Source organism: Dactylosporangium sp. NPDC005555, assembly GCF_040605635.1.
Lineage (GTDB): Bacteria > Actinomycetota > Actinomycetes > Mycobacteriales > Micromonosporaceae > Dactylosporangium.
The window spans coordinates 15,697-34,460 of the sequence record NZ_JBEXDG010000084.1 but is presented as its reverse complement, the minus strand read 5'-3'; the positions used below and the strand labels follow the sequence as shown (position 1 = coordinate 34,460).

The 18,764-nt window shown below is 72.0% G+C and carries 15 protein-coding genes; 6 read left to right on the top strand and 9 right to left on the bottom strand.

The annotated features are described in order from the left end of the window. Positions 1–138 precede the first annotated feature (138 nt). The gene (locus tag ABZS58_RS46950) at positions 139–1,890 is read right to left on the bottom strand and encodes a discoidin domain-containing protein (protein ID WP_354790900.1); all 1,752 of its coding nucleotides are present in this window, start codon (positions 1,888–1,890) and stop codon (positions 139–141) included. Between the two features lie 205 nt (positions 1,891–2,095). On the opposite strand from ABZS58_RS46950, the gene ABZS58_RS46945 reads away from it, so the two are divergent. Genes ABZS58_RS46945 through ABZS58_RS46935 form a run of 3 tightly spaced genes read left to right on the top strand, consistent with a single transcriptional unit; the run spans position 2,096 to position 5,356 of the window. Beyond that, positions 2,096–3,568 carry an MFS transporter gene (locus ABZS58_RS46945; protein WP_354790898.1) on the top strand — a complete coding sequence of 491 codons (1,473 nt, stop codon included), beginning with the start codon at positions 2,096–2,098 and terminating at the stop codon, positions 3,566–3,568. Between the two features lie 32 nt (positions 3,569–3,600). Then, the gene (locus ABZS58_RS46940; RefSeq protein ID WP_354790897.1) at positions 3,601–4,872 is read left to right on the top strand and encodes a cytochrome P450; all 1,272 of its coding nucleotides are present in this window, start codon (positions 3,601–3,603) and stop codon (positions 4,870–4,872) included. A gap of 43 nt (positions 4,873–4,915) precedes the next feature. Beyond that, on the top strand, positions 4,916–5,356 hold the full coding sequence (locus tag ABZS58_RS46935; RefSeq protein ID WP_354790895.1) for a universal stress protein: 441 nt from the start codon (positions 4,916–4,918) through the stop codon (positions 5,354–5,356). Between the two features lie 269 nt (positions 5,357–5,625). Here the strand turns inward: ABZS58_RS46935 and ABZS58_RS46930 are convergent, their stop codons facing one another. From ABZS58_RS46930 to ABZS58_RS46920, 3 genes are all read right to left on the bottom strand, one after another. Continuing rightward, the gene (locus tag ABZS58_RS46930) at positions 5,626–6,807 is read right to left on the bottom strand and encodes a metallophosphoesterase (RefSeq protein ID WP_354790894.1); all 1,182 of its coding nucleotides are present in this window, start codon (positions 6,805–6,807) and stop codon (positions 5,626–5,628) included. Positions 6,808–6,874: 67 nt separating this feature from the next. After that, entirely contained in the window at positions 6,875–8,656 is a 1,782-nt protein-coding gene (locus tag ABZS58_RS46925; protein ID WP_354790892.1) for a PAS domain S-box protein, read from the bottom strand. A 47-nt stretch (positions 8,657–8,703) separates the two neighbouring features. After that, complete coding sequence (locus tag ABZS58_RS46920; protein WP_354790891.1) at positions 8,704–9,720, bottom strand: aminoglycoside phosphotransferase family protein; 1,017 nt, start codon at positions 9,718–9,720, stop codon at positions 8,704–8,706. 112 nt (positions 9,721–9,832) lie between these two features. Here ABZS58_RS46920 and ABZS58_RS46915 point away from each other — a divergent pair, with 112 nt between their 5' ends. Together ABZS58_RS46915 and ABZS58_RS46910 are read left to right on the top strand one after the other, a co-directional pair. Continuing rightward, the gene (locus ABZS58_RS46915; RefSeq protein WP_354790890.1) at positions 9,833–11,794 is read left to right on the top strand and encodes a PPC domain-containing protein; all 1,962 of its coding nucleotides are present in this window, start codon (positions 9,833–9,835) and stop codon (positions 11,792–11,794) included. Between the two features lie 57 nt (positions 11,795–11,851). Next, positions 11,852–12,895 carry an FAD-dependent oxidoreductase gene (locus ABZS58_RS46910; RefSeq protein ID WP_354790889.1) on the top strand — a complete coding sequence of 348 codons (1,044 nt, stop codon included), beginning with the start codon at positions 11,852–11,854 and terminating at the stop codon, positions 12,893–12,895. Positions 12,896–12,902: 7 nt separating this feature from the next. Here ABZS58_RS46910 and ABZS58_RS46905 read toward each other — a convergent pair whose 3' ends face one another. After that, positions 12,903–13,913, bottom strand: a complete 1,011-nt coding sequence (locus ABZS58_RS46905; RefSeq protein ID WP_354790888.1) for a LacI family DNA-binding transcriptional regulator — start codon at positions 13,911–13,913, stop codon at positions 12,903–12,905. Positions 13,914–14,348: 435 nt separating this feature from the next. Here ABZS58_RS46905 and ABZS58_RS46900 point away from each other — a divergent pair, with 435 nt between their 5' ends. Then, the gene (locus ABZS58_RS46900; protein ID WP_354790887.1) at positions 14,349–14,579 is read left to right on the top strand and encodes a hypothetical protein; all 231 of its coding nucleotides are present in this window, start codon (positions 14,349–14,351) and stop codon (positions 14,577–14,579) included. Positions 14,580–14,798: 219 nt separating this feature from the next. On the opposite strand, the gene ABZS58_RS46895 is transcribed toward ABZS58_RS46900, so the two are convergent. The 4 genes from ABZS58_RS46895 to ABZS58_RS46880 all read right to left on the bottom strand — a co-directional run bounded on the left by ABZS58_RS46895 (position 14,799) and on the right by ABZS58_RS46880 (position 18,722). Then, positions 14,799–15,095 carry a hypothetical protein gene (locus ABZS58_RS46895; RefSeq protein ID WP_354790885.1) on the bottom strand — a complete coding sequence of 99 codons (297 nt, stop codon included), beginning with the start codon at positions 15,093–15,095 and terminating at the stop codon, positions 14,799–14,801. 324 nt (positions 15,096–15,419) lie between these two features. Continuing rightward, positions 15,420–16,313 carry a septum formation family protein gene (locus ABZS58_RS46890; RefSeq protein ID WP_354790884.1) on the bottom strand — a complete coding sequence of 298 codons (894 nt, stop codon included), beginning with the start codon at positions 16,311–16,313 and terminating at the stop codon, positions 15,420–15,422. A gap of 70 nt (positions 16,314–16,383) precedes the next feature. Then, a complete protein-coding gene (locus ABZS58_RS46885; protein WP_354790882.1) occupies positions 16,384–17,265 on the bottom strand; it encodes a septum formation family protein in 882 nt (293 codons plus the stop codon). 89 nt (positions 17,266–17,354) lie between these two features. After that, the gene (locus ABZS58_RS46880; protein ID WP_354790881.1) at positions 17,355–18,722 is read right to left on the bottom strand and encodes a DUF2252 domain-containing protein; all 1,368 of its coding nucleotides are present in this window, start codon (positions 18,720–18,722) and stop codon (positions 17,355–17,357) included. Between the last annotated feature and the right edge of the window lie 42 nt (positions 18,723–18,764).

Below are 18,764 nucleotides of genomic sequence, written 5' to 3'. Positions count from 1 at the left end.
GGTCGACAGCATGTGTAACGGGAGCTTCGTTGCTGCGCAAGCCGCCACGCGGCATCGACAACCCTCGACGCAAATCCTTAACTCACCGGCATTGAGTCATAGGTGCACGAAGTCTTCCGGATCATGACGAAGGCGGCGTTACCAGCCGACGGCCACCAGCAGCCACTGCGGGTCGCCGTGCGAGACGAACGACGACTGGCTCGCGTAGTCGTCGTACGGGAACCCGTACGCGAGCTTGTCGATGCCGTGGTCGTGCCAGAACTTCGCGTAGTAGTTCGCCGGCGCCGCCTGGTAGTACAGGCTCGGCGTCGACCACTGCGACTGCGGCAGCTGCCGCACGTGCCGGTTGAGCGCGGCGCAGTTGGCGGGGTCGTTCGCGAGCACCCCGGCGCAGCCGAACACGTCGGACGTCGGGGCGTTGATGCCGTACTGCGCGGCGTACGCGGTGAAGTAGCCCGCGTTGACCCCGCCGGCGCGGAACGTCGGGTCGCTGCCCGGCGCGATGATCCGGTACGGCGCCTGCGACTGCGCCAGGACGTCGAACTGGGCCGGCACCTCGTCGATGAACCGCTGGAACGTCGCCGCCCGGCTCTCCGCGAACGTCGCCTGGTCCTCGCCGACCTGCACGTCGTAGCCGTCACGGGCGTGCAGCCGCATCGCGAGCTTCAACCCGAACGCGTCGACCCGGGTCGTGTTGCCGTTGAAGACCGCGGGCCCGACCGTGAACTCGATGAAGTCGTAGTACTGGCTGTTCGGGCTGCCCAGGTAGAAGTACATGCGACCGGCGGAGTTCGCGGGCATGTCCAGGTAGGGCTGCTCGGCGATGCTGTGCGTCTGGCCGTTGAAGCTCCAGTACACCTGGCTGTCCGGGTACTGACCGTTGGTGCGGTTGAGCACCTTCACCATGACGACGTTGGCCGGGTTGGGGATCGAGGACGTGTCGCCCCAGAACGACCCGGGCGGCTGCGACGTCGGCGGCTGCGAGGTCGGCGGGGTGGGGCCGCCGGTGGTTCGCACCGCGAGCTCCCACAGCGAGTAGCCGTAGGCGGTGGCCCGCACGGTGCCGTTCATCCGCACGTACCGGCCGCTGCCGGTCACCGCGAGGGTCTGGATCCCGCCGGTGCCGGTGGTGGTGGAGTAGGCCGTCGTCCAGGTGGTGCCGTTCGTGGACAGCTGGATGGTGAACGACCGGGCGTAGGCGGCCTCCCAGTTGAGCACCACCTGGCAGATCGTGACGGTCGCGCCGAGGTCGACCTGGATCCACTGCGGGTCGCTGAACGCGCTCGACCAGCGGGTGCCGGTGTTGCCGTCGACCGCCGCCGACGCGGGCGACGCGGCGTTCTCCGTCGAGGACGCGGTGGCCGGGCGACCCTGCGCGGCGTTGGCGCCGCCGCAGCCGGTGCCGACCGTGCCGTACACCTGGAACTCCCACAGCGAGTAGCCGTAGGCGGTGGCCCGCACGGTGGCGTTCATCCGCACGTACCGGCCGCTGCCGGTCACCGCGAGGGTCTGGACACCGCCGGTGCCGGTGGTGGTGGAGTAGGCCGTCGTCCAGATGGTGCCGTCGGTGGACAACTGGATCGTGAACGACCGCGCGTAGGCGGCCTCCCAGTTGAGCACGACCTGGTCGACGGCGGCGGTGCTGCCGAGGTCGACCTGGATCCACTGCGGGTCGCTGAACGCGCTCGACCAGCGGGTCCCGGTGTTGCCGTCGGTGGCCAGGGCCGCGCCCGACGCGGCGTTCTCGGTGGAGGAGGCCGTGGTCGGGCGGCCCTGGGACAGCAGCGGGCCGGCGGCGCTGGCCTCGGAGGTGACGGTGACGGCGGCGTACCCGGCGATCAGCACGGCGACGAGCAGGCCGGCGAGGCGCCGGCCCTTCAATCTGCGCATGGTCTCTCCCCTGGGTGGAGGGTGTGGAGGGCAGGACGGACCGGCGCCGCACCACGGGCGGGGTGGCGGGCGTTCGGTCGTACAGCGGGAAGAGAGCGCTCTCTCAGACTCAGCGTGGTCGATCCGCCGAGGCTCGTCAAGAGGTCGCGTTTTGACCATCGCCGATGCGGGCACGGGCTCCTGAGGGAATCCTGGGAGGTGCACCTTGTCCGACACGCAATCTGCCCCGGCGCCGACCGGCGGCATCATCCGCAGCCTCATCCCAGCAAGGATCGACCGGCTGACCTGGGCCCCGTTCCACACCAGAATGGTGCTGGCGCTGGGCACCGCCTGGGTCCTCGACGGCCTGGAGATCACCGTCGCGAGCGCCGTCGGTGCGGTGCTCAACAAGGACGAGACCCTCGGTCTCAGCAGCACCCAGGTCGGCGCGATCGCCACCGTGTACCTGCTGGGTGAGGTCTTCGGCGCGCTGTTCTTCGGCCGCCTGTCCGACGCCCTCGGCCGCAAGAACCTGTTCGTGGTCACCCTCGGCGTGTACCTCGCGGGCAACGCCCTGACCGCGCTCACGTGGGGCAACGGCACCCTGAGTCTCATCTTCCTGTACCTGACGAGATTCATCGCCGGAGCCGGCATCGGCGGCGAGTACGCCGCGATCAACTCCGCGATCGACGAGATGATGCCCGCCAGGTACCGCGGCCGCGTCGACATCGGCGTGAACGGCACCTACTGGGGCGGTGCCATCATCGGCACCCTCGGCACGTACATCCTGCTCAACCACATCTCGCTGAACATCAGCTGGCGGCTGGGCTTCCTCATCGGCCCGGTCATCGGCCTGGCGATCTGGGGGCTGCGCAGGCACCTCCCGGAGAGTCCACGCTGGCTGATCATGCACGGCCGCGAGGAGGAGGCCGAGGCGAGCATCGCGTCGATCGAACGCGACGTCGAGCGCTCCGGGCAGACCCTCGCCCCCGTCGACGAGAAGGCCGCCATCGACATCCGGCCGTCCGCGTCCCACGGCTACCTGTCGCTGATCAAGGTGCTCTTCAAGCACTACCCGTCCAGATCCGCGCTGTCGGCCACCCTGATGATCACCCAGTCGTTCCTGTACAACGCGATCTTCTTCACGTACACGTTGGTGCTGTCGAAGTTCTACGACGTCGACGCGGAGAAGACCCCGATCTACCTGATCGCCTTCGCGCTGGGCAACCTGGCCGGCCCGCTGCTGCTCGGCCACCTCTTCGACACCGTCGGCCGGCGCAAGATGATCACCGGCACCTACATCCTGTCCGGCGTCCTCCTGGCGATCTCGGCCTGGATGTTCGACGCGGGGCTGCTCAACGCGCTCACGCAGACCCTCGCCTGGTGCGTCATCTTCTTCTTCGCCTCGGCGGGCGCCAGCTCCGCGTACCTCACCGTCAGCGAGATCTTCCCGCTGGAGGTCCGGGCCCAGGCGATCGCGGTCTTCTTCGCCATCGCCCAGTGCTTCGGCGCGATCGGCCCGATCTTCTACGGCTGGCTGATCGGCGAGGGCGAGGACCCCGGCAAGCTCTTCATCGGCTACCTGGTCGGCGCCGCGGTCATGATCATCGGCGGCGTCGTCGAATGGCTCCTGGGCGTCGACGCCGAGGGCAAGTCCCTGGAGGACGTCGCGAGTCCCCTGTCCGCGGTGTCCCGCTGACGACCGTCCCGCTCGTGGTACCGTTCAGTACCATGAGCGGGACGGCACTGCGGTGGGCGACCAGGCACGGGTTCGCGCGGATGGGGATCAGCGCCGCCGCGCGCAAGGGAGACATCCAGGCGCGGTACTTCGTCGATCCCGCCGTCCGCGAGGACCCGTACCCCTTCTACGACCGCATCCGCGAGCAGGCACCCCTCGTGCGCGGCAGCCTCATGTGGGCCACCGCCCGGCACGACGTCGCGTCCGCCGTGCTGCGCAGCGACGCGTTCGGCGTCGGCTTCAGCGACCGGCGGCTGCCCGCACCCGTCGCGCTGCTGTGGCGGCTCGCCCGGCGCACCACCCCGATCGGCCCGGTCGACCCGCCGTCGATGCTCGTCACCGACCCGCCGGACCACACCCGGTACCGGCGCCTCGTCTCGAAGGTGTTCACCGCCAGGGCCATCGAGGCGCTGCGACCCAAGATCGAGCAGACCGCCGCCGAACTGCTCGACGGGCTGGGACCGCGGTTCGACCTGGTCGAGCGGTACGCGGCGCTGCTGCCCGTCACCGTCATCGCCGACATCCTCGGCGTGCCGCTCGACATGCGCCGGCAGTTCCTCGCGTGGGGCACCGCCGCCGCGCCGACGCTCGACCTGGGGCTGACCTTCCGGCAGTACCGGCGGACCGAGATCGGCATCCGGCGCAGCAACGCGTGGATGCGCGGCCACTTCGAACGCCTCCGCAAGCACCCCGGCGACGACCTGCTCAGCCGGCTCGTGCACCTGGAAGGCGAGCAGCTCACCGACGACGAGCTCCTCGCCACCGCCGGCCTGCTCCTCGCCGCCGGCTTCGAGACCACCGTCAACCTCCTCGGCACCGGCGCGGCGCTGCTGATGGCGCACCCCGCGCAGCTCGCGGTGCTGCGGTCCTCGCCGGAGCTGTGGCGGGGCGCCGTCGAGGAGATGCTGCGCTTCGACTCGCCGGTGCAGAGCACGGCCCGGGTCTGCCAGCGCCCGGTCACGGTCGCCGGCGTCGCGCTGCGACCGGGGCACGTGGTGGTGCCGATGCTGGGCGGGGCGAACCGGGATCCGGCGGTGTTCACCGACCCCGCCGTCTTCGACGTCACGCGGGCCAACGCCCGGGACCACCTGTCGTTCTCCGGCGGCGTGCACTACTGCCTGGGCGCCTCCCTGGCCAGGCTCGAGGGCGAGGTCGGGCTGCGGACGCTGTTCGACAGGCACCCGGATCTGGCCGTCGCCGGCGCGCCACGCCGCCGGCGGACCCGGGTGCTGCGCGGCTACGCGTCGCTGCCGGTGACCGTCTGATCCTGTTGTTCCGCCCTGTTCCCGGATGCGGCATGCTGTTGCCGTGGTCTTCGAACTCGGCACCGACGGCCCGAAGGTCATCGTCGTCGGTGTCGACGGCTCCGACCCGTCACTGCGGGCCGGCGCGTACGCCGCGGGCCTCGCCCGCCGCCAGGGCGCCCGCCTCGTCGTCGTCTACGTCGCCGGCACTCCGACCGCGAGCCTCTTCGTCGCCGGCGCCGCCGCGGCCGTCGAACAGGCCATCACCGACGCCACCGAGGACATGCGCCGCCAGGTCGAGGCGGGCTCGGTCCACGCCGGCATCCGCGCCGAGTTCGTCGCCGCCCGCGGCGACCCCTACTCCGAGATCGTCCGCGTGGCCACGGAACTGCGCGCCGACGCCGTGGTCGTCGGCGCCTCCTCCCGCTTCGGTCACCGGTTCGTCGGCTCCCTCGCGGTCCGCCTGGTGAAGGCCGGCAAGTGGCCCGTCACCGTCGTCCCCTGAAAATCACCTCCGGTAGGCAGCCGGGAGCGTTCGACAGCGTCGGCTCGGCGGGGTTCCTGATGATCCGGAAGAGTTTGTGCTGCTCTGGAGCCTGTTGCGTTTTGGCGGAAAACTGTCTCGTCGACGGTCGTCGCGACCCTCGACGGCTACCGATCGGCCGCGACCGGCTCGCACAGCCGTGTTTTTCTCAGCACGGAACGTGAGACGGCCATTTCGCAACAGGCTCTCTGGCGACACAAAGTCTTCCGGATCATGGGATAGAGGCAGCGTCAGGCGGTGCGGAGGGTCAGTTCGGTGATCTCGCTCGGGGCGAAGATCCGGAACGGTGGGCCCCAGAAGCCGGTGCCGCGGCTCGTGTAGAGCTGGGTACGGGCGCCGTGGCGGGTCAGGCCCTGGACGACGGGCTGGTCGAGGCGGACCAGGTAGTGGAACGGCCACATCTGGCCGCCGTGGGTGTGGCCGGACAGCTGCAGGTCGATGCCGTGCGTGACGGCGTCGTCGACCTGCTTCGGCTGGTGGGCGAGCAGCAGCACGGGCAGGTCGGGGTCGGCGCCCGCCAGGGCGGTGGCGTGGTCGGCGCGGTGGCCCTGCAGGCCGGTGCCCGCGGCGGTGCGGTCGTCGACGCCGGCGACGACGAGGCGGTCGCCGCCGCGCTCCACGACCAGGTGGCGGTTGTGCAGGGCCTCCCAGCCGAGGTCGCCCATCCGCTGGAGCCAGCCCTCGGCCTCGCCGTAGTACTCGTGGTTGCCGGTGACGTACACGCGGGCGTAGCGGGCCCGCACGTCGCCGAGCGGGGCGGACTGGGCGGTGCGCTGGGCGACGGTGCCGTCGGCGATGTCGCCGGTGTGGGCGACGATGTCGGCGTCGAGGGTGTTGACGACCTCGGTGACGCCCTTCGACCAGCGGGCCCTGTCGATCGGGCCGTAGTGGGTGTCGGTGAGCATGACGACCTTCAGGCCGTCGAGGCCGGCGCCGAGCCGGGGGATCCTGACCTCGACGCGGCGGACCCGCGGGATCCGCATCGCCTCGGCGTAGCCCCACAGCAGCAGGCCGGCAGCGAGGACGAACGTGAACGCGGCGACGATCCTGGAGCGCAGCGGGTCGGCGACGCCGCCGGAGAGCAGGCCGAGGCGCAGCACGTCGCCGGCGACCGCCCACACGAACAGCTGCCACACGACGCCGAGCGTGGTGTCGGCGATCCGGGACGCCCCGTCCAGGTGCCGGCGGCCGTGGCCGAGCATCATCAGCACCGGGAACGCGACGGCGGCGCCGGCGAAGACGACGGTCCCGCCGATCTGGACGCCCACGGGCCACGCGTTGCCCGACAGCACCAGTGACCACCACGGCACGCCGAAGAGCAGAGCGAGCACGGTGGTGAGCGTCAACGCGAAAACGACGGGGCGCAGCAGCGACCGGCGCCGCTCGACAGGGACCGCTTCAGTGGTAGCCACGCTTCAGCATGGCACGCAGTGCCACCTACCGGCCAAGCCGGACCTGTGACGCTCCTCAGCCACGACCTCAGTGATACTTGCGAGCCGAGTTGTCCCGGTTTGCCGCCCCGGGGGTGTCCTCCCAGTGGCGGCGCAGCAGCTCCATCTCGTGCCGGCGCTGCGCGGTGACGTCACGCATGGTGATGACCATGCCGCGGACCAGGCGGTCGTCGCGCAGGTCCCGGAAGCGGACCTCGACGAGGACCCGGGTGCCGTCGGGGCGGCGCAGGCTCCACGTGTCGCGGGTGCCGTCGCGGTCGCCGGTCAGGGCCAGGCCGAGGGTCGCGTCGACCTGCGCCCGGTCGTCGGGGGCGACGATCTCCCGCAGGGTGGCGAACGGTGTCGGCCAGATGCCGAGCAGTTCGGTCACCGAGGGGCTGGTGTACCGGATCCGTTCGTCGTCGTCGAGGACGAGCACGACGTCGTTGGTGTGCTCGGCGACGGCGCGCAGGTAGTCGTCGCTGTCGCGGCGGCTGGCCGCCTCGGTGAGCGCGATCCGGGCCAGGGCCAGGGCGGCCTGCCCGGCGAGGACGGTGACGGCGTCCTGGACGGTGTGCAGGTCCCGGCGTTCCGCGGCGATGTACAGCACGGCGGCGTCGAGCGGGCAGACCAGGACGTCGCCGAACTCGCGCAGCCGGTCGTGCCACAGCGGTGGGGTCGCGCTCACCGGCACGATCCGCGGCGCCGACAGCTCGTTGAGCGGCAGGAGGTCGGTGAGGTTCGAGTCGACGACGATGATGTGCGGCGTGTCCGCGGGCAGCAGCTCGCGGACGGCGGTCCGCACCGCGACGGCGACCGCACCGGCGTCGGTGACGCTGACCAGGACGGTGCCGGCGTGCCGGAGGGTCCGCTCGCGGCGCAGCCCTTCGGCGTGGTGCCGCACCGCGTCGTTGAGCCTGGTGACCAGCAGCGCGAGGGTGATGCCGGACACCGCGGCGATGACGGGGCCGTCCTGCACGGGACCGGTCATCGCCTGCACCAGCAGCACCAGGGGCGCGAAGGCGACAGCGGCCAGCAGCCACGGCAGGCCGAGCCCGCGGTCCGGTGTGTCCGTGGCCGCGGGGGTCGGCGGGGGAGCGGTGAGCCGGGCCATGGACGGCAGCAGCGCCGCCGCGCCCCAGGTCGCGTACAGCACGACATAGGCGAAGTCGGCGGGCCCGCCGGGGTCCAGCCCGCCGCGGGACTCGGCGATGCCGTACGACACGTCGCCGACGAGCATGCCGGCGGCGCCGGTGGTGAGCAGGATCGCGGACGGGTTGCGCGGCGCGGCCCGCACGAGCCGCACGGTGACGACCAGCACGACGACGTCGCCGAGCGTGAACGCGGCCTGGATCGACCATTCGGTGCCGGTCAGGCCGCCGCCGCCGGCGAGGCGCGGGCTGACGACGAACACCCAGCCGGCGAGCAGCGCGGCGCTGCCGAGCGCGAGGAGGTCGAGCAGGCCTGCCCGGCCGACGAGGGTCGGGGAGGCGCGGGTCAGGCCGATGAGCGCGGTCGCCACGAACGGGAACATCGCCAGGTAGCACAGGTTGGCCAGGGACGGCGGGTCGGTGCCGGCGCCGGCGCCGGCGACGAGGCCGAACAGGAAGTCGCCGCCCATCATCGCGACCAGCGCGGCCGCCAGGGCCCACCACGGGCCGGGGCGCCGCGGCCGGATCCGCCGGACCCCGAACACGATCGCCGCCGCGCCGCACAGGCCGATCCCGGCCCAGGCGACGGAGTCGAGCTCGGGCGCGATGAACAGCACGCAGCCCAGCGCGGTCATCAGTGCGCCGTACACCGCGGTGATCAGGACCTGCCGTCTGCCCATCGACTTCCTTACCGTATGTAGCGTCCTCTATATCACATCGTGGCGGCTCAACCTAGGTCGCGAAGGTCGGCGAGCAACTGCGGCGTCACCCACTCGCGCCGGTCGCGGGCCTCTTCGCCGACCACGCCGCGGCTCGGCATCTCGGCCAGCAGCAGGGTCGAGAACTGCAGCCGGTACAGCATGAGCCGCCGCCGCTGCGTGTCGCTGAACGTGTACGGCCCGCCGTGGTAGCCGCGCAGGACCGGGTGGTCCGGCAGGTCCTCCATCCGGCGGCCGATCGCGGTGGACACGAAGTCGTAGAGCGGGTCACCCCAGAAGTAGCGCTCGCCGTCGACGAGCCCGGTGAGGCGGCCGCCGTCACACAGGACGTTGCCGTCCCACAGGTCGAAGTGGACCAGCGCCGGCCGGTCGACCTCGGCGAGGGCGTCGGCGTGCCGGTCGATCGTCGCGAGGAACTCCTCGTCCGTCAGCGGCAGGTGTACCGCCCAGTCACGGGCATCCGCGAGGAGGCCGGCGGTCATGGCCGTGAACGCGGACGGCCAGGACGGTCCGGACGGGCGCCCGTCGCCGTCGTAGCCGAAGTGCTCGCCGGTGATGCCGTGCAGGTGCCGCAGCGCCACCCCGAGCTGCTCGCGCACCGCCTCGCCGGTCGCCTCGTCGCCGAGCTCGGTGAGCGGCCGGCCGGGCAGCAGACCGACGACCACGACGTCGTCGTCCTCGAACAGCACCGGCGGGACCGGCACGTGGGTGGTCGCGGCGCCGACCGTGCGGTAGTAGCGCGCCTCGGCCGCGATGACGCCGCGCTCATACCGCAGCAGCGGCACCCCGGCGGGCGGCCCGACCTTCACGGCCACGTCGCGCCCGTCGCCGAGCGTCGCCCGCCAGACCGTGGCGAACGTCCCGCCGGACAACGGTCCACAGTGGATGGTCTGCAGCCCGAACCGCTCGTGGAGCAGCGCGGCCATGTCCTGCTCGGTGTACAGGCGCTGGGTGGGACTGACGGCGTTCGGCACATCGACACTGTAGGCGAGCCGCGGCGTCCCCGGGGCGCTCTCGATCAACATAGGCGTTGATCATTGCCTCTGTTAAATCCTGTATTGACAAGTATTGGGGGTGGTGCAGACGACCTTGCAGGCCATAGCGTGCACGAAACGCCTGACTCAATGGGGAGGCCAAGTGAGGAAAAGGCTAGCGAGTGTCGCCGTCGCCGGATTGGTGGGCGCGGCGCTCGTGGCACTGCCGCAGAGTCCCGCCGCGGCGGCGCCGTCCAAGGAGCTGAGCGACGGCATCAAACGCCAGCTCGCCGCCGGTGTCCAGGTGGTGCCGAAGCGGCAGTCGACGCTGAAGGCGCCGCAGAACGCCGTCAACCCCTACACCGCCCTGCTGCCGGACGTCAGCACGGTCGACAAGTACTACTGGTCCGAGGTGGCCAAGCAGCAGGCCACCGCGCGCGCCAACCTCAAGAAGAACTCCCTCGCCGCGGCCGCGACCACCCCGCTGATCCATGACGAGGCCGAGCCCCGCGGCACGTTCGGCTCCAACGACAGTCACGCCACCGCCGAGCTGGTCAAGGGCTTCGGCACCGGCAAGAAGGTCAACAACCGGGCCCGGGTGCTCGGGCAGCTGTCGCCGGAGACGGTCGGCCTGTCCACGGTCTCCGCCCCGGCCGAGGACAACGGCGCCATCCCGATCGCCTCGGACCTGCTGCTCGGCGCGGGCCGCAAGGGCGTGGCGACCACCGGGGACATCGGTGACGGTCCGCACGGCAGCGCCGGCGACGACACCGGCGACTTCGACTTCATCAAGGTCACCGCGACGGCCGGGCAGCAGCTGCTCGCGGGGACGGACACGCCCAGCGGGCCGCTCGACACGGTCATCGGCCTGTACGACGCCGCCGGTGTGCTGGTCGGCACCGACGACGACGGCGGCCCGGGGCTGGACAGCCTGCTGGACTTCACGTTCACCACGTCCGGCACCTACTACCTGATGATCGCGGGCTTCGGCACCGGCACGGTGTTCCCCGCCGACCCGTTCGACTCCGGCAGCGGGCTCGGGTCGGGCAGCGAGGGCCCGTACCTGCTCAACGCCACGCTCGCCTTCCCCGACCGGGACTTCTACGCCGTCGACCTGGCCGCCGGGGACGTCCTCGGCGCGTCGGTGACCGGGGTCGGCACGCGGCTCACCGTCCGCGACCCGTCCGGGCGCATCGTGTTCGGCTCCGAGCAGGACGCCAGCTTCATCTACGCGCCGAGCTCGCCGCTGCCCGGCGGCGGCAACGCCGTCGTGTCGCAGGTCGCCGCGACCACCGGCCGGTTCACCGTCGAGGTCGGTGGCTCCGCCGGCCTGTACGACATCACCGTCGAGGCCTACCGTCCCGGCCCCGAGGCGCAGGACAACGGCACCGTCCAGACGCTGTACCTGGACTTCGACGGAGCCCGGATCAACACCGCCATCTTCGGCGGCCCCGGGGTGCGCACCCTGTCGCCGCTCGCCGGGTTCCTCGGCAAGTGGGGCCTCACCGCCGCCGACGAGAACAAGGTGATCAACGAGGTCATCGCGTCGGTGAAGGAGAGCATCATCACCGACATGAAGGCCCGCGGCACCGACCCGCGCTTCGGGCTGAAGATCCTCAACAGCCGCGACGACCCGGACCCGTTCGGCCAGCCGAACGTGCACCGCGTCGTCGTCGGCGGCACGATCGCCGAGTCGGGCATCGACACGATCGGCATCGCCCAGTTCATCGACCCGGGCAACTACGCGAACGAGGACAGCGCCATCGTCCTGCTCGACGTACTCAGCAACCCGAGCGGGGCGGCCTCGCTCAACACGTACATCACCCCGGCCAGCAACAAGATCAAGTTCATCGGCCGGGCGCTGGGCAACGTCGTCACCCACGAGGCGGGTCACCTCTACGGCAACTTCCACACCGACCCGCTGAACACCACCCCCAACCTGATGGACGCCGGCGGCGCGTTCCCCGGCCTCTTCGGGGTCGGCCCGGACAACGTCGGCGGCACCGCGGACGACGTCGACTACGACTTCGGCGACGACGAGTTCTTCCCCAACGAGGGTCTCGTCGGCATCGAGGACACGCTGAACACCGCGGCCTGGGGCCTCACCAAGGGCAAGGCCAAGTGAGGCGTTAGGTAGCTCACCAACCGGAAGATCCGCGTCCACGGTGGGGTTTCCCCCATCGTGGACGCGGACCCGGGCATCGTGGTGATCGGCGCCGGGCAGGCGGGGCTGTCGGCGGCGTACCACCTGCGCCGGCTCGGCCTCGACCACGTGGTCCTCGACGCGGACGCCGCGCCGGGCGGGGCGTGGCAGCACCGGTCGCCGTCGCTCGGGGTGGGGGAGCTGCACCGCATCTTCGACCTGCCGGGACTGCCGTTCACGCCGCCGGCCACCGGCGCCGCCGCGGCGGTGGTCGCGTCCTACTTCGCCGCGTACGAGCGGCACTTCGACCTCGACGTGCGCCGCCCCGTGCGCGTCCGCTCCGTCTCACCCGGCGCGTCCGGCTTCGTCGTCGACACCGGCGCCGGGGTGTGGCACGCGCGGGCGATCGTCAACGCGACCGGCACGTGGACGCGGCCGTACGTCCCCGCGTATCCGGGCTCCTTCGCGGGCCGGCAGCTGCACTACGCGGACTACCGTGGCCCTTCGGGGTTCGCCGGACTGCGGGTCATCGTCGTGGGCGGCGGCAACTCCGCCGTCCACGTGCTGTCGGAGCTGCCCGGCGTCGCCGCCTCGGTCCGCTGGGTGACCCGCCGCCCGCCGGTCTTCCACGAGGGCGAGTTCACCGAGGACCACGGCCGCGCCGTCATCGCCGAGGTCACCTCCCGCGTCACGGCCGGCCTGCCGCCGGCGAGCGTCGTGAGCGTGACCGGCCTCGGGTACACCACCCTCGTGCGCGCCGCCCTCGCCAAGGGCGCCCTGGACCGGCACCCCATGTTCGACCGTCTCGTCCCCGGCGGCGCCATGTGGGGCACCACGTTCGAGCCCGCGGACGTCATCATCTGGGCGACCGGCTTCCGCGCCGCCCTCACCCACCTCGCGCCGCTGCACCTGCGCGAGCCCGGCGGCGGCATCCGCATGGCCGGCACCGCCACCGTCCGCGAGCCCCTCGTCCACCTCATCGGCTACGGCCCGTCGGCCAGCACCGTCGGCGCCAACCGCGCCGGCCGCGACGCGGCCCGGTCCCTCGCGCGGTCCCGCTCCCTGGCGGAGTCCCCGCCGTGACCTGGGATCAGGGGCGTGGGGGCGCGATGGAGGAGCGCGGGCGCAGGGGCATGTCGACCAGGCGGACGCCGCCCGTGCGGTCCGGGTCCAGGAGCAGCTCCACGGCGAGGCGGCCGAGCTCGAAGTGCGGCAGGGCGACCGACGTCAGCTGCGGCCGCAGCCACGACGCCAGGTCCGAGTCGTCGAACGCGACCACCGACAGGTCCTCCGGGATGCGCAGCCCCGCGGCGGCGACGGCCTGGTAGGCGCCCAGGGCGAGCCGGTCGTTGAGGCAGATCAGCGCCGTCGCGCGGGGGCCGGCGGCGAGGAAGCCGCGGACCGCCTCATAGGCCGGCTCGGGCCACCACGACGCCTCGACCGTCCCGGCGACGCGGGCCCCGGCGGCGGCGAGGGCCTCGTCGATGCCGTCCCGGCGCAGGCGGGCCGCGTGCACGTGGGCCGCGGACTCGCCGACGATGTGGATGCCGTCGCGGTGTCCGGCGGACAGCAGCGCCATGGCGGCGGAGCGGCCCGCGGCGAACTCGTCGGGGACGACGGCGACGGCGCGGCGCCCGGCGGTGAGGCAGTTGACGAGGACCACCGGATGGCCGCGCAGCGCCGCCGGGATGCGGATCTCGCGGGTGTACATCGCGGCGTAGAGAAACCCGTCGACGCCCCGGTCGAGCATGTCCTGGACGAGGCGCTTCTCGGTCGCCTGGTCACCCTCGGTCTCGCCGATGAAGATCAGGTGCTGGCGCGTCAGGGCGGTGGCGGTGCTGCCACGGATGATCTCACCGGCGAACGCGTCGGTGGCGATCGTGTCCGACACCAGGCCGATCGTCTGTGTGACGCTGGTGCGCAGGCTGCGGGCCGTCAGGTTGGGACGGTAGTCGAGCTCGCGCGCGGCGCGCCGGACCCGCTGCTCGGCGTCGGCGGAGATGCGCATGTCGCGGCGGCCGGTCAGCACGAACGAGGCGGTCGTGCGCGACACCCCGGCACGTCTCGCGACATCGAGGAGCGTCACCCGGCCGGTCGTCATGCCACCCCTTCCGAGGAGAGGAAAGCATCAGTTTGACCTATGGAAAGCCACCCTTGGCGCAGCCGCCCACGCACGGCGCCCGTTCGATGATGCTGAATGCGTTTAGCTGCACCGGCGGGAACCCCGACGTCCCCGGAGCCCCGGTGAGGCCGGTCACAACGGCGGTGCCGCTGCCTTCCCGGCCTTCTCCGGCAGCGTCCCGCGGCACCGGGTCGGGCCTCCCGGCCGACCTGCCCGTCTCGACGCTGCGCGGGTGTCAACGGCGGCCGAATCCGGGTTCCGGCCCCCGTCACCTGATCGATGGATGCCGCTGCGGTCTGGTGGTGTCCACTGTGTACGGTGCCCGGCACGTCCTGCAGGCGCTCGGGTCGGTCCTCGCGCCGGGAGGGCCACGGCCCGCTCCTGGCGACCCCGGTCCCGGCCGACGCGCCGCGCATGGTCGTCCAGGTCCCGCCGGGCGGCGACGACGTGGACGAGCGGAGCCGCGCGACTGACGCCGTGCTGAGCCACCGCGAGGCCGCCTTCGACCAGGACCACCGCCTGGCCACGGCGCGAGCGCGAACTTTGTGCGTTCCCGCCGGGCACGGGACGTCGTTGCTGCCCGTGAGCCGGATGATCACGAACCCGCCCGGATGGGCACCCGGCGGCATCTGCCGGCGGACGTGACCGGTTCTTGAACTCCATGACCCGCTGGTCGGTGAGCACCGGCAGCCCCCGCGCGCCCAGGGTGCGCAGCAGGCTCTCCTGCCCCGCGCCGATCTTGGCCATCGGCTTGCGGTGCGGTCCCGGCCCGATGACGTCCTCACGTCAGGCCGAGCCGACGGCCGCCCGCGCGCGCTGGTGCGGTTCGACCGGCGCGCTGGGACCGAACAGTCCCATGAGCGGTCACCTCGCCCCGGCGGTGCGGGTGCGCACGATCGCGCGCACTTCCCGGCCGGTGGCGTCCTCGGTGACGGCGCGCCACGGCGAGGTCGGCATGCCCCGGCCGAGCCAGACGACCAGGACCGCCCACCAGACCAGCATCTTGCCGAGCGTCATCAGCATCCACGGGAGATTGGGCAGCAGGAACTCCCGCCAGTTCAGCCCGGTCTCCTGGAAGCGGGCCCGATGCAGATAGACCAGGCCGCTGGCGAGGATGCCGATGAGGTTTGTGCAGCCGAGGAACGTTGCGAACGAGTCCATGGCGCCTCTTCCGATGTCCGGACGGTTTCGCTTGCCGTGGTGTTCTGACGGACCGCGATGGCGCCCGCGGCGCGTCCGGCCGCGCGGTCGGGCTGCGCTTGTCGGGCTGCGCCTGTCACGGTGCGCCTGTCACGGTGCGCCTGTCACGGTGCGCCTGTTGCGGTGTGTCCGGGACACCGATGATGTCGTGGACATCGGTCGCGTCGGCATCCGCCTACCACCCGTCGCTGAGGTCACCCGCCGGTCGGGCCCGCGGTGCCGCCGCGTGGTCGGCTGCCGCGGCCAGGGCCGCGGCCAGAGTGACGCGCGGCCGGGCGTGCGCCGTCAGATGGCCGCCTTGCCGTTGTTCTTGAGCGAGCGGGTGACCTTCTTCGGCAGGCTGATGTAGCACCGGGCGTTGCGGTTGCCGGCCTTCCACTCCGGCTCGCCCACGGCGAGCGGCCAGAACCCGTAGGCCGTCTTCGCCTTGGCCAGGACGCTGTCCGTCGACCCTGTGTACGAGCGGATCCTGTTCAGGCAGCCTGTGCTCCACGCGGCCGTGCGCGTCTTCGTGTCCGTCGGGTAGACCGCGCTCACGGAGGTCACGTTGCCGACGAACTCGACGTCGTGCGGGGCGGTGCAGGCCTGCGGGTCCACGTCGGTCCAGCTGGCGCCGGACTCGATCCGGGTCCCGCACCCGAGCAGCATGTCGCCGCCGGCCTGCAGGGCGTCCTTCATCGTCTCGGTGCGAGGGTCGAGGATGCCGCGCTCCGAGCGCAGCGCGGCGACGTCGCACCGGAAGAACCGGGCGCCGCCCTTCCACTGGCGGCTGGTCGGTGCGTACAACAGCATCCGCAGCCGGCCGACCTGCCAGGACCCGCCGAGGAACTTGGTGAGCTCCGCGTCGCACACCGCATAGGTGTCGGCCAGGTCGGCCAGGTCCGGCGCCTGGTCGGCGTCGGCGAGCGCGCCCGTGAAGTGCCCGACGTGCACGGTCTCGGCCACGTGGCTGAGGTCGCACGGCGTCTGCACCAGGGACAGCGACGTGCTGATGAGGGTGATGACGTTGTCGGCCTTGGTCGCCCAGCAGTCCCCGGCCCGCGGCTCGGCGACCTTGGCCTCGCCCATCATCGTCCACTCGTCGACGAGGTCCCTGTCGACGCCGGCGGGCACCTTGACACAGCCGGTCGCCGCGGCGAGCACCAGCGCCAGCACGGCCACCATCCGAAAACGCACCACGTCTCTGCCTCCCCGCGACCGCGCGCGGACGCAGCATGTCAGCAGTCGATCATCGTGGCAAGAGCCGTGCTCAGACCGCCTTGCTGCCGTTGCCCTTCAGTGACCGGCTGATCTTCTTCGGCAGCATCACGAAGCAGTGGGCGTTGTGGTTGCCGGCGCTCCACTCCTCGGCGCTGGACGCGACCCGCGGATACCAGTACTGCGCCTTGGCGTTCGCGAGCGCGTTGATGGCGCCGCCGGTGAAGGTGCGGATCTTGTCGACGCACGCGGTGTCGAACGCGGCCTTCGCGGCGGTCTTGTCCGCCGGCCACGCGCCGGACTTCGACGTGATGAGGCCCATGAACTCCGCGTCGTGCGGTGCGGTGCAGGCCGCCGGCGTCATCTCGGTCCACTTGTCGATGCCGCCGTCCATGACCGCGCACCCGTGCAGCCGGTCGCCGCCGGCCCGCAGGCTGCCCTGCAGCGACGCCGTGCGGTCCTCGATGGCGCCGGAGATGCCCGTGAGCGAGGCGACGTCGCACCGGTAGAACCGGGCGCCGCCGCGCCACTGGGTCGCCGTCGGTGGATACACGAGCATCCGCACCCGGCCGAGCTGCCAGGACCCGCCGAGGAACTTCGTGACCTCGGCGTCGCAGGCGGCGTAGGTGTCGGCCATCCTGTCCAGCGTCGGCGGCAGGTCGCCGTCGGCCGCGGCGCCGGTGAAGTGCCCGACGAGCACCGTCTCGATGCTGTGCTTGTCGGTGCACGGCACCGCCGTCGTGGCGACCGGCACCGACACGATCTTGTCGACGTCACCGGCCGAGCTGGTCCAGCAGGCGCCGGCCTCGGGCTCGGGCACCTTGGCCTCGGCCATCATGGCCCAGCCGTTGACGAGGTCCTTGTCGACCCCCGAGGGCACGCTCTTCGCGCACCCCACCGCCGCCACCAGCGTCAACGCCAGGACAGCCACCATCCGGAACCGCACCACGTTTTGCCTCCCCCGCGAACGCGCGCGAGGGCAGTCTGTCAGCAGCCGATCGGCCGCACAAATCGGTTCCGCCGTCATACACCCGTGGTCGCGGGCAGCTTACCGGCGGTGACGGCGGCGACGAGTTCGGCGTGGTCGGCCTCGGTCCGGTCGGCGTACGCGGCGGCGAACGTCGCGAACCCCTGGTCGAACTCCTCGCCGTCGGCGGTGTCCGGGGCGCCGCAGTACCCGGACAGCGTGCGCGGGTCGATCGACTGGGCGTGCGCGCGGGCGAGGACGACGCCGCAGACGCGGGCGTAGTCGTCGAGCTGCCCGGCGCGCAGCGTCGTCGGGTCGATGGCGCCCTTCATGTCGCGGAACTGCCGGACCAGGAACGGCACGCCGCCGATGCTGGTCCAGCCGAGCAGGACGTCGCTGACGGTCTGCATCCAGCGCTGCCCGCGCACGACCCGCTCGCCGTCGTGCTGGTCCGGCACCGGCGGCAGGAACGGGGCGAGGGACGAGGGGCGGGCCTGCTTGACCTGCAGGACGAGTGCCTCGTCGCCGTTGCCGTGCAGGAGCACGACGTACGAGCGGTAGCCGACGCTGCCGAGCCCGACGATGCGGTGGGCGACGTCGACGACGGCGTACCGGCCGAACAGGGTGCGGATCTCCTCCTCGAGGGTGGCGGCGTAGCCGTCGAGGGACTCGATGACCGGGAACGCCTCCGCGGACTCCAGCGGCGTCAGGATCGGCGGCGCGGGCGTGAAGCGCCACGCGTCGTGCTCGATCCGGGACGTGAACTTCTGCGCCACCCGGCGGCTGGTGTTCTTCTTCGCCTTCCTGCGGACCCGGTCGAACGTCTCGACGAGGTCGTCGATGCCGAAGTGCTCCAGGGTCGAGTGGTCGGTGGTCAGGTAGTACGCGTCCAGCAGTGACATGTCGGCGAGCTCGGCGAGGGCGGTGCGGTAGCCGGTGGCGCAGTCGCGGGCCGAGTCGCGGCACTCGTCCTCGGGCAGGCCCGCCTCGCGGCCGGCGCTGACGACGCTGGCCGTGAGCCGTTTGAGGTCCCAGTCCCACGGCCCGACGACCGTCTCGTCGAAGTCGTTGACGTCCATGACGATCCGCCGCTCGGGCGAGGCGAAGAAGCCGAAGTTGGCCGCGTGGGCGTCGCCGCAGATGTACCCGGTGAGCCCGGTCCCCGCACCGCCGGCGGCGAGGTCGCCGGCCATGACGGCCGCGGATCCGCGCAGGAACGCGAACGGTGAGCTGATCATCCGGCCGATGCGGATCGGCACCAGGTCCTGGACGCGGTCGCCGTTGGACGCGGCGATCACGGCGACCGGGTCACGGCCGGCGGCGGTCCGCGGCTCGGTCAGCGACTTGACGGGGGTGCTGACGCGACGCTGGACGCCCTCGGCGCGCAGTGCTTCGGGGGTCGCCCATCCGGTGGAGCCGATCATGCTCATACGGTAACGGCCGGGAGCACCCGCGGCGGTGTCGGA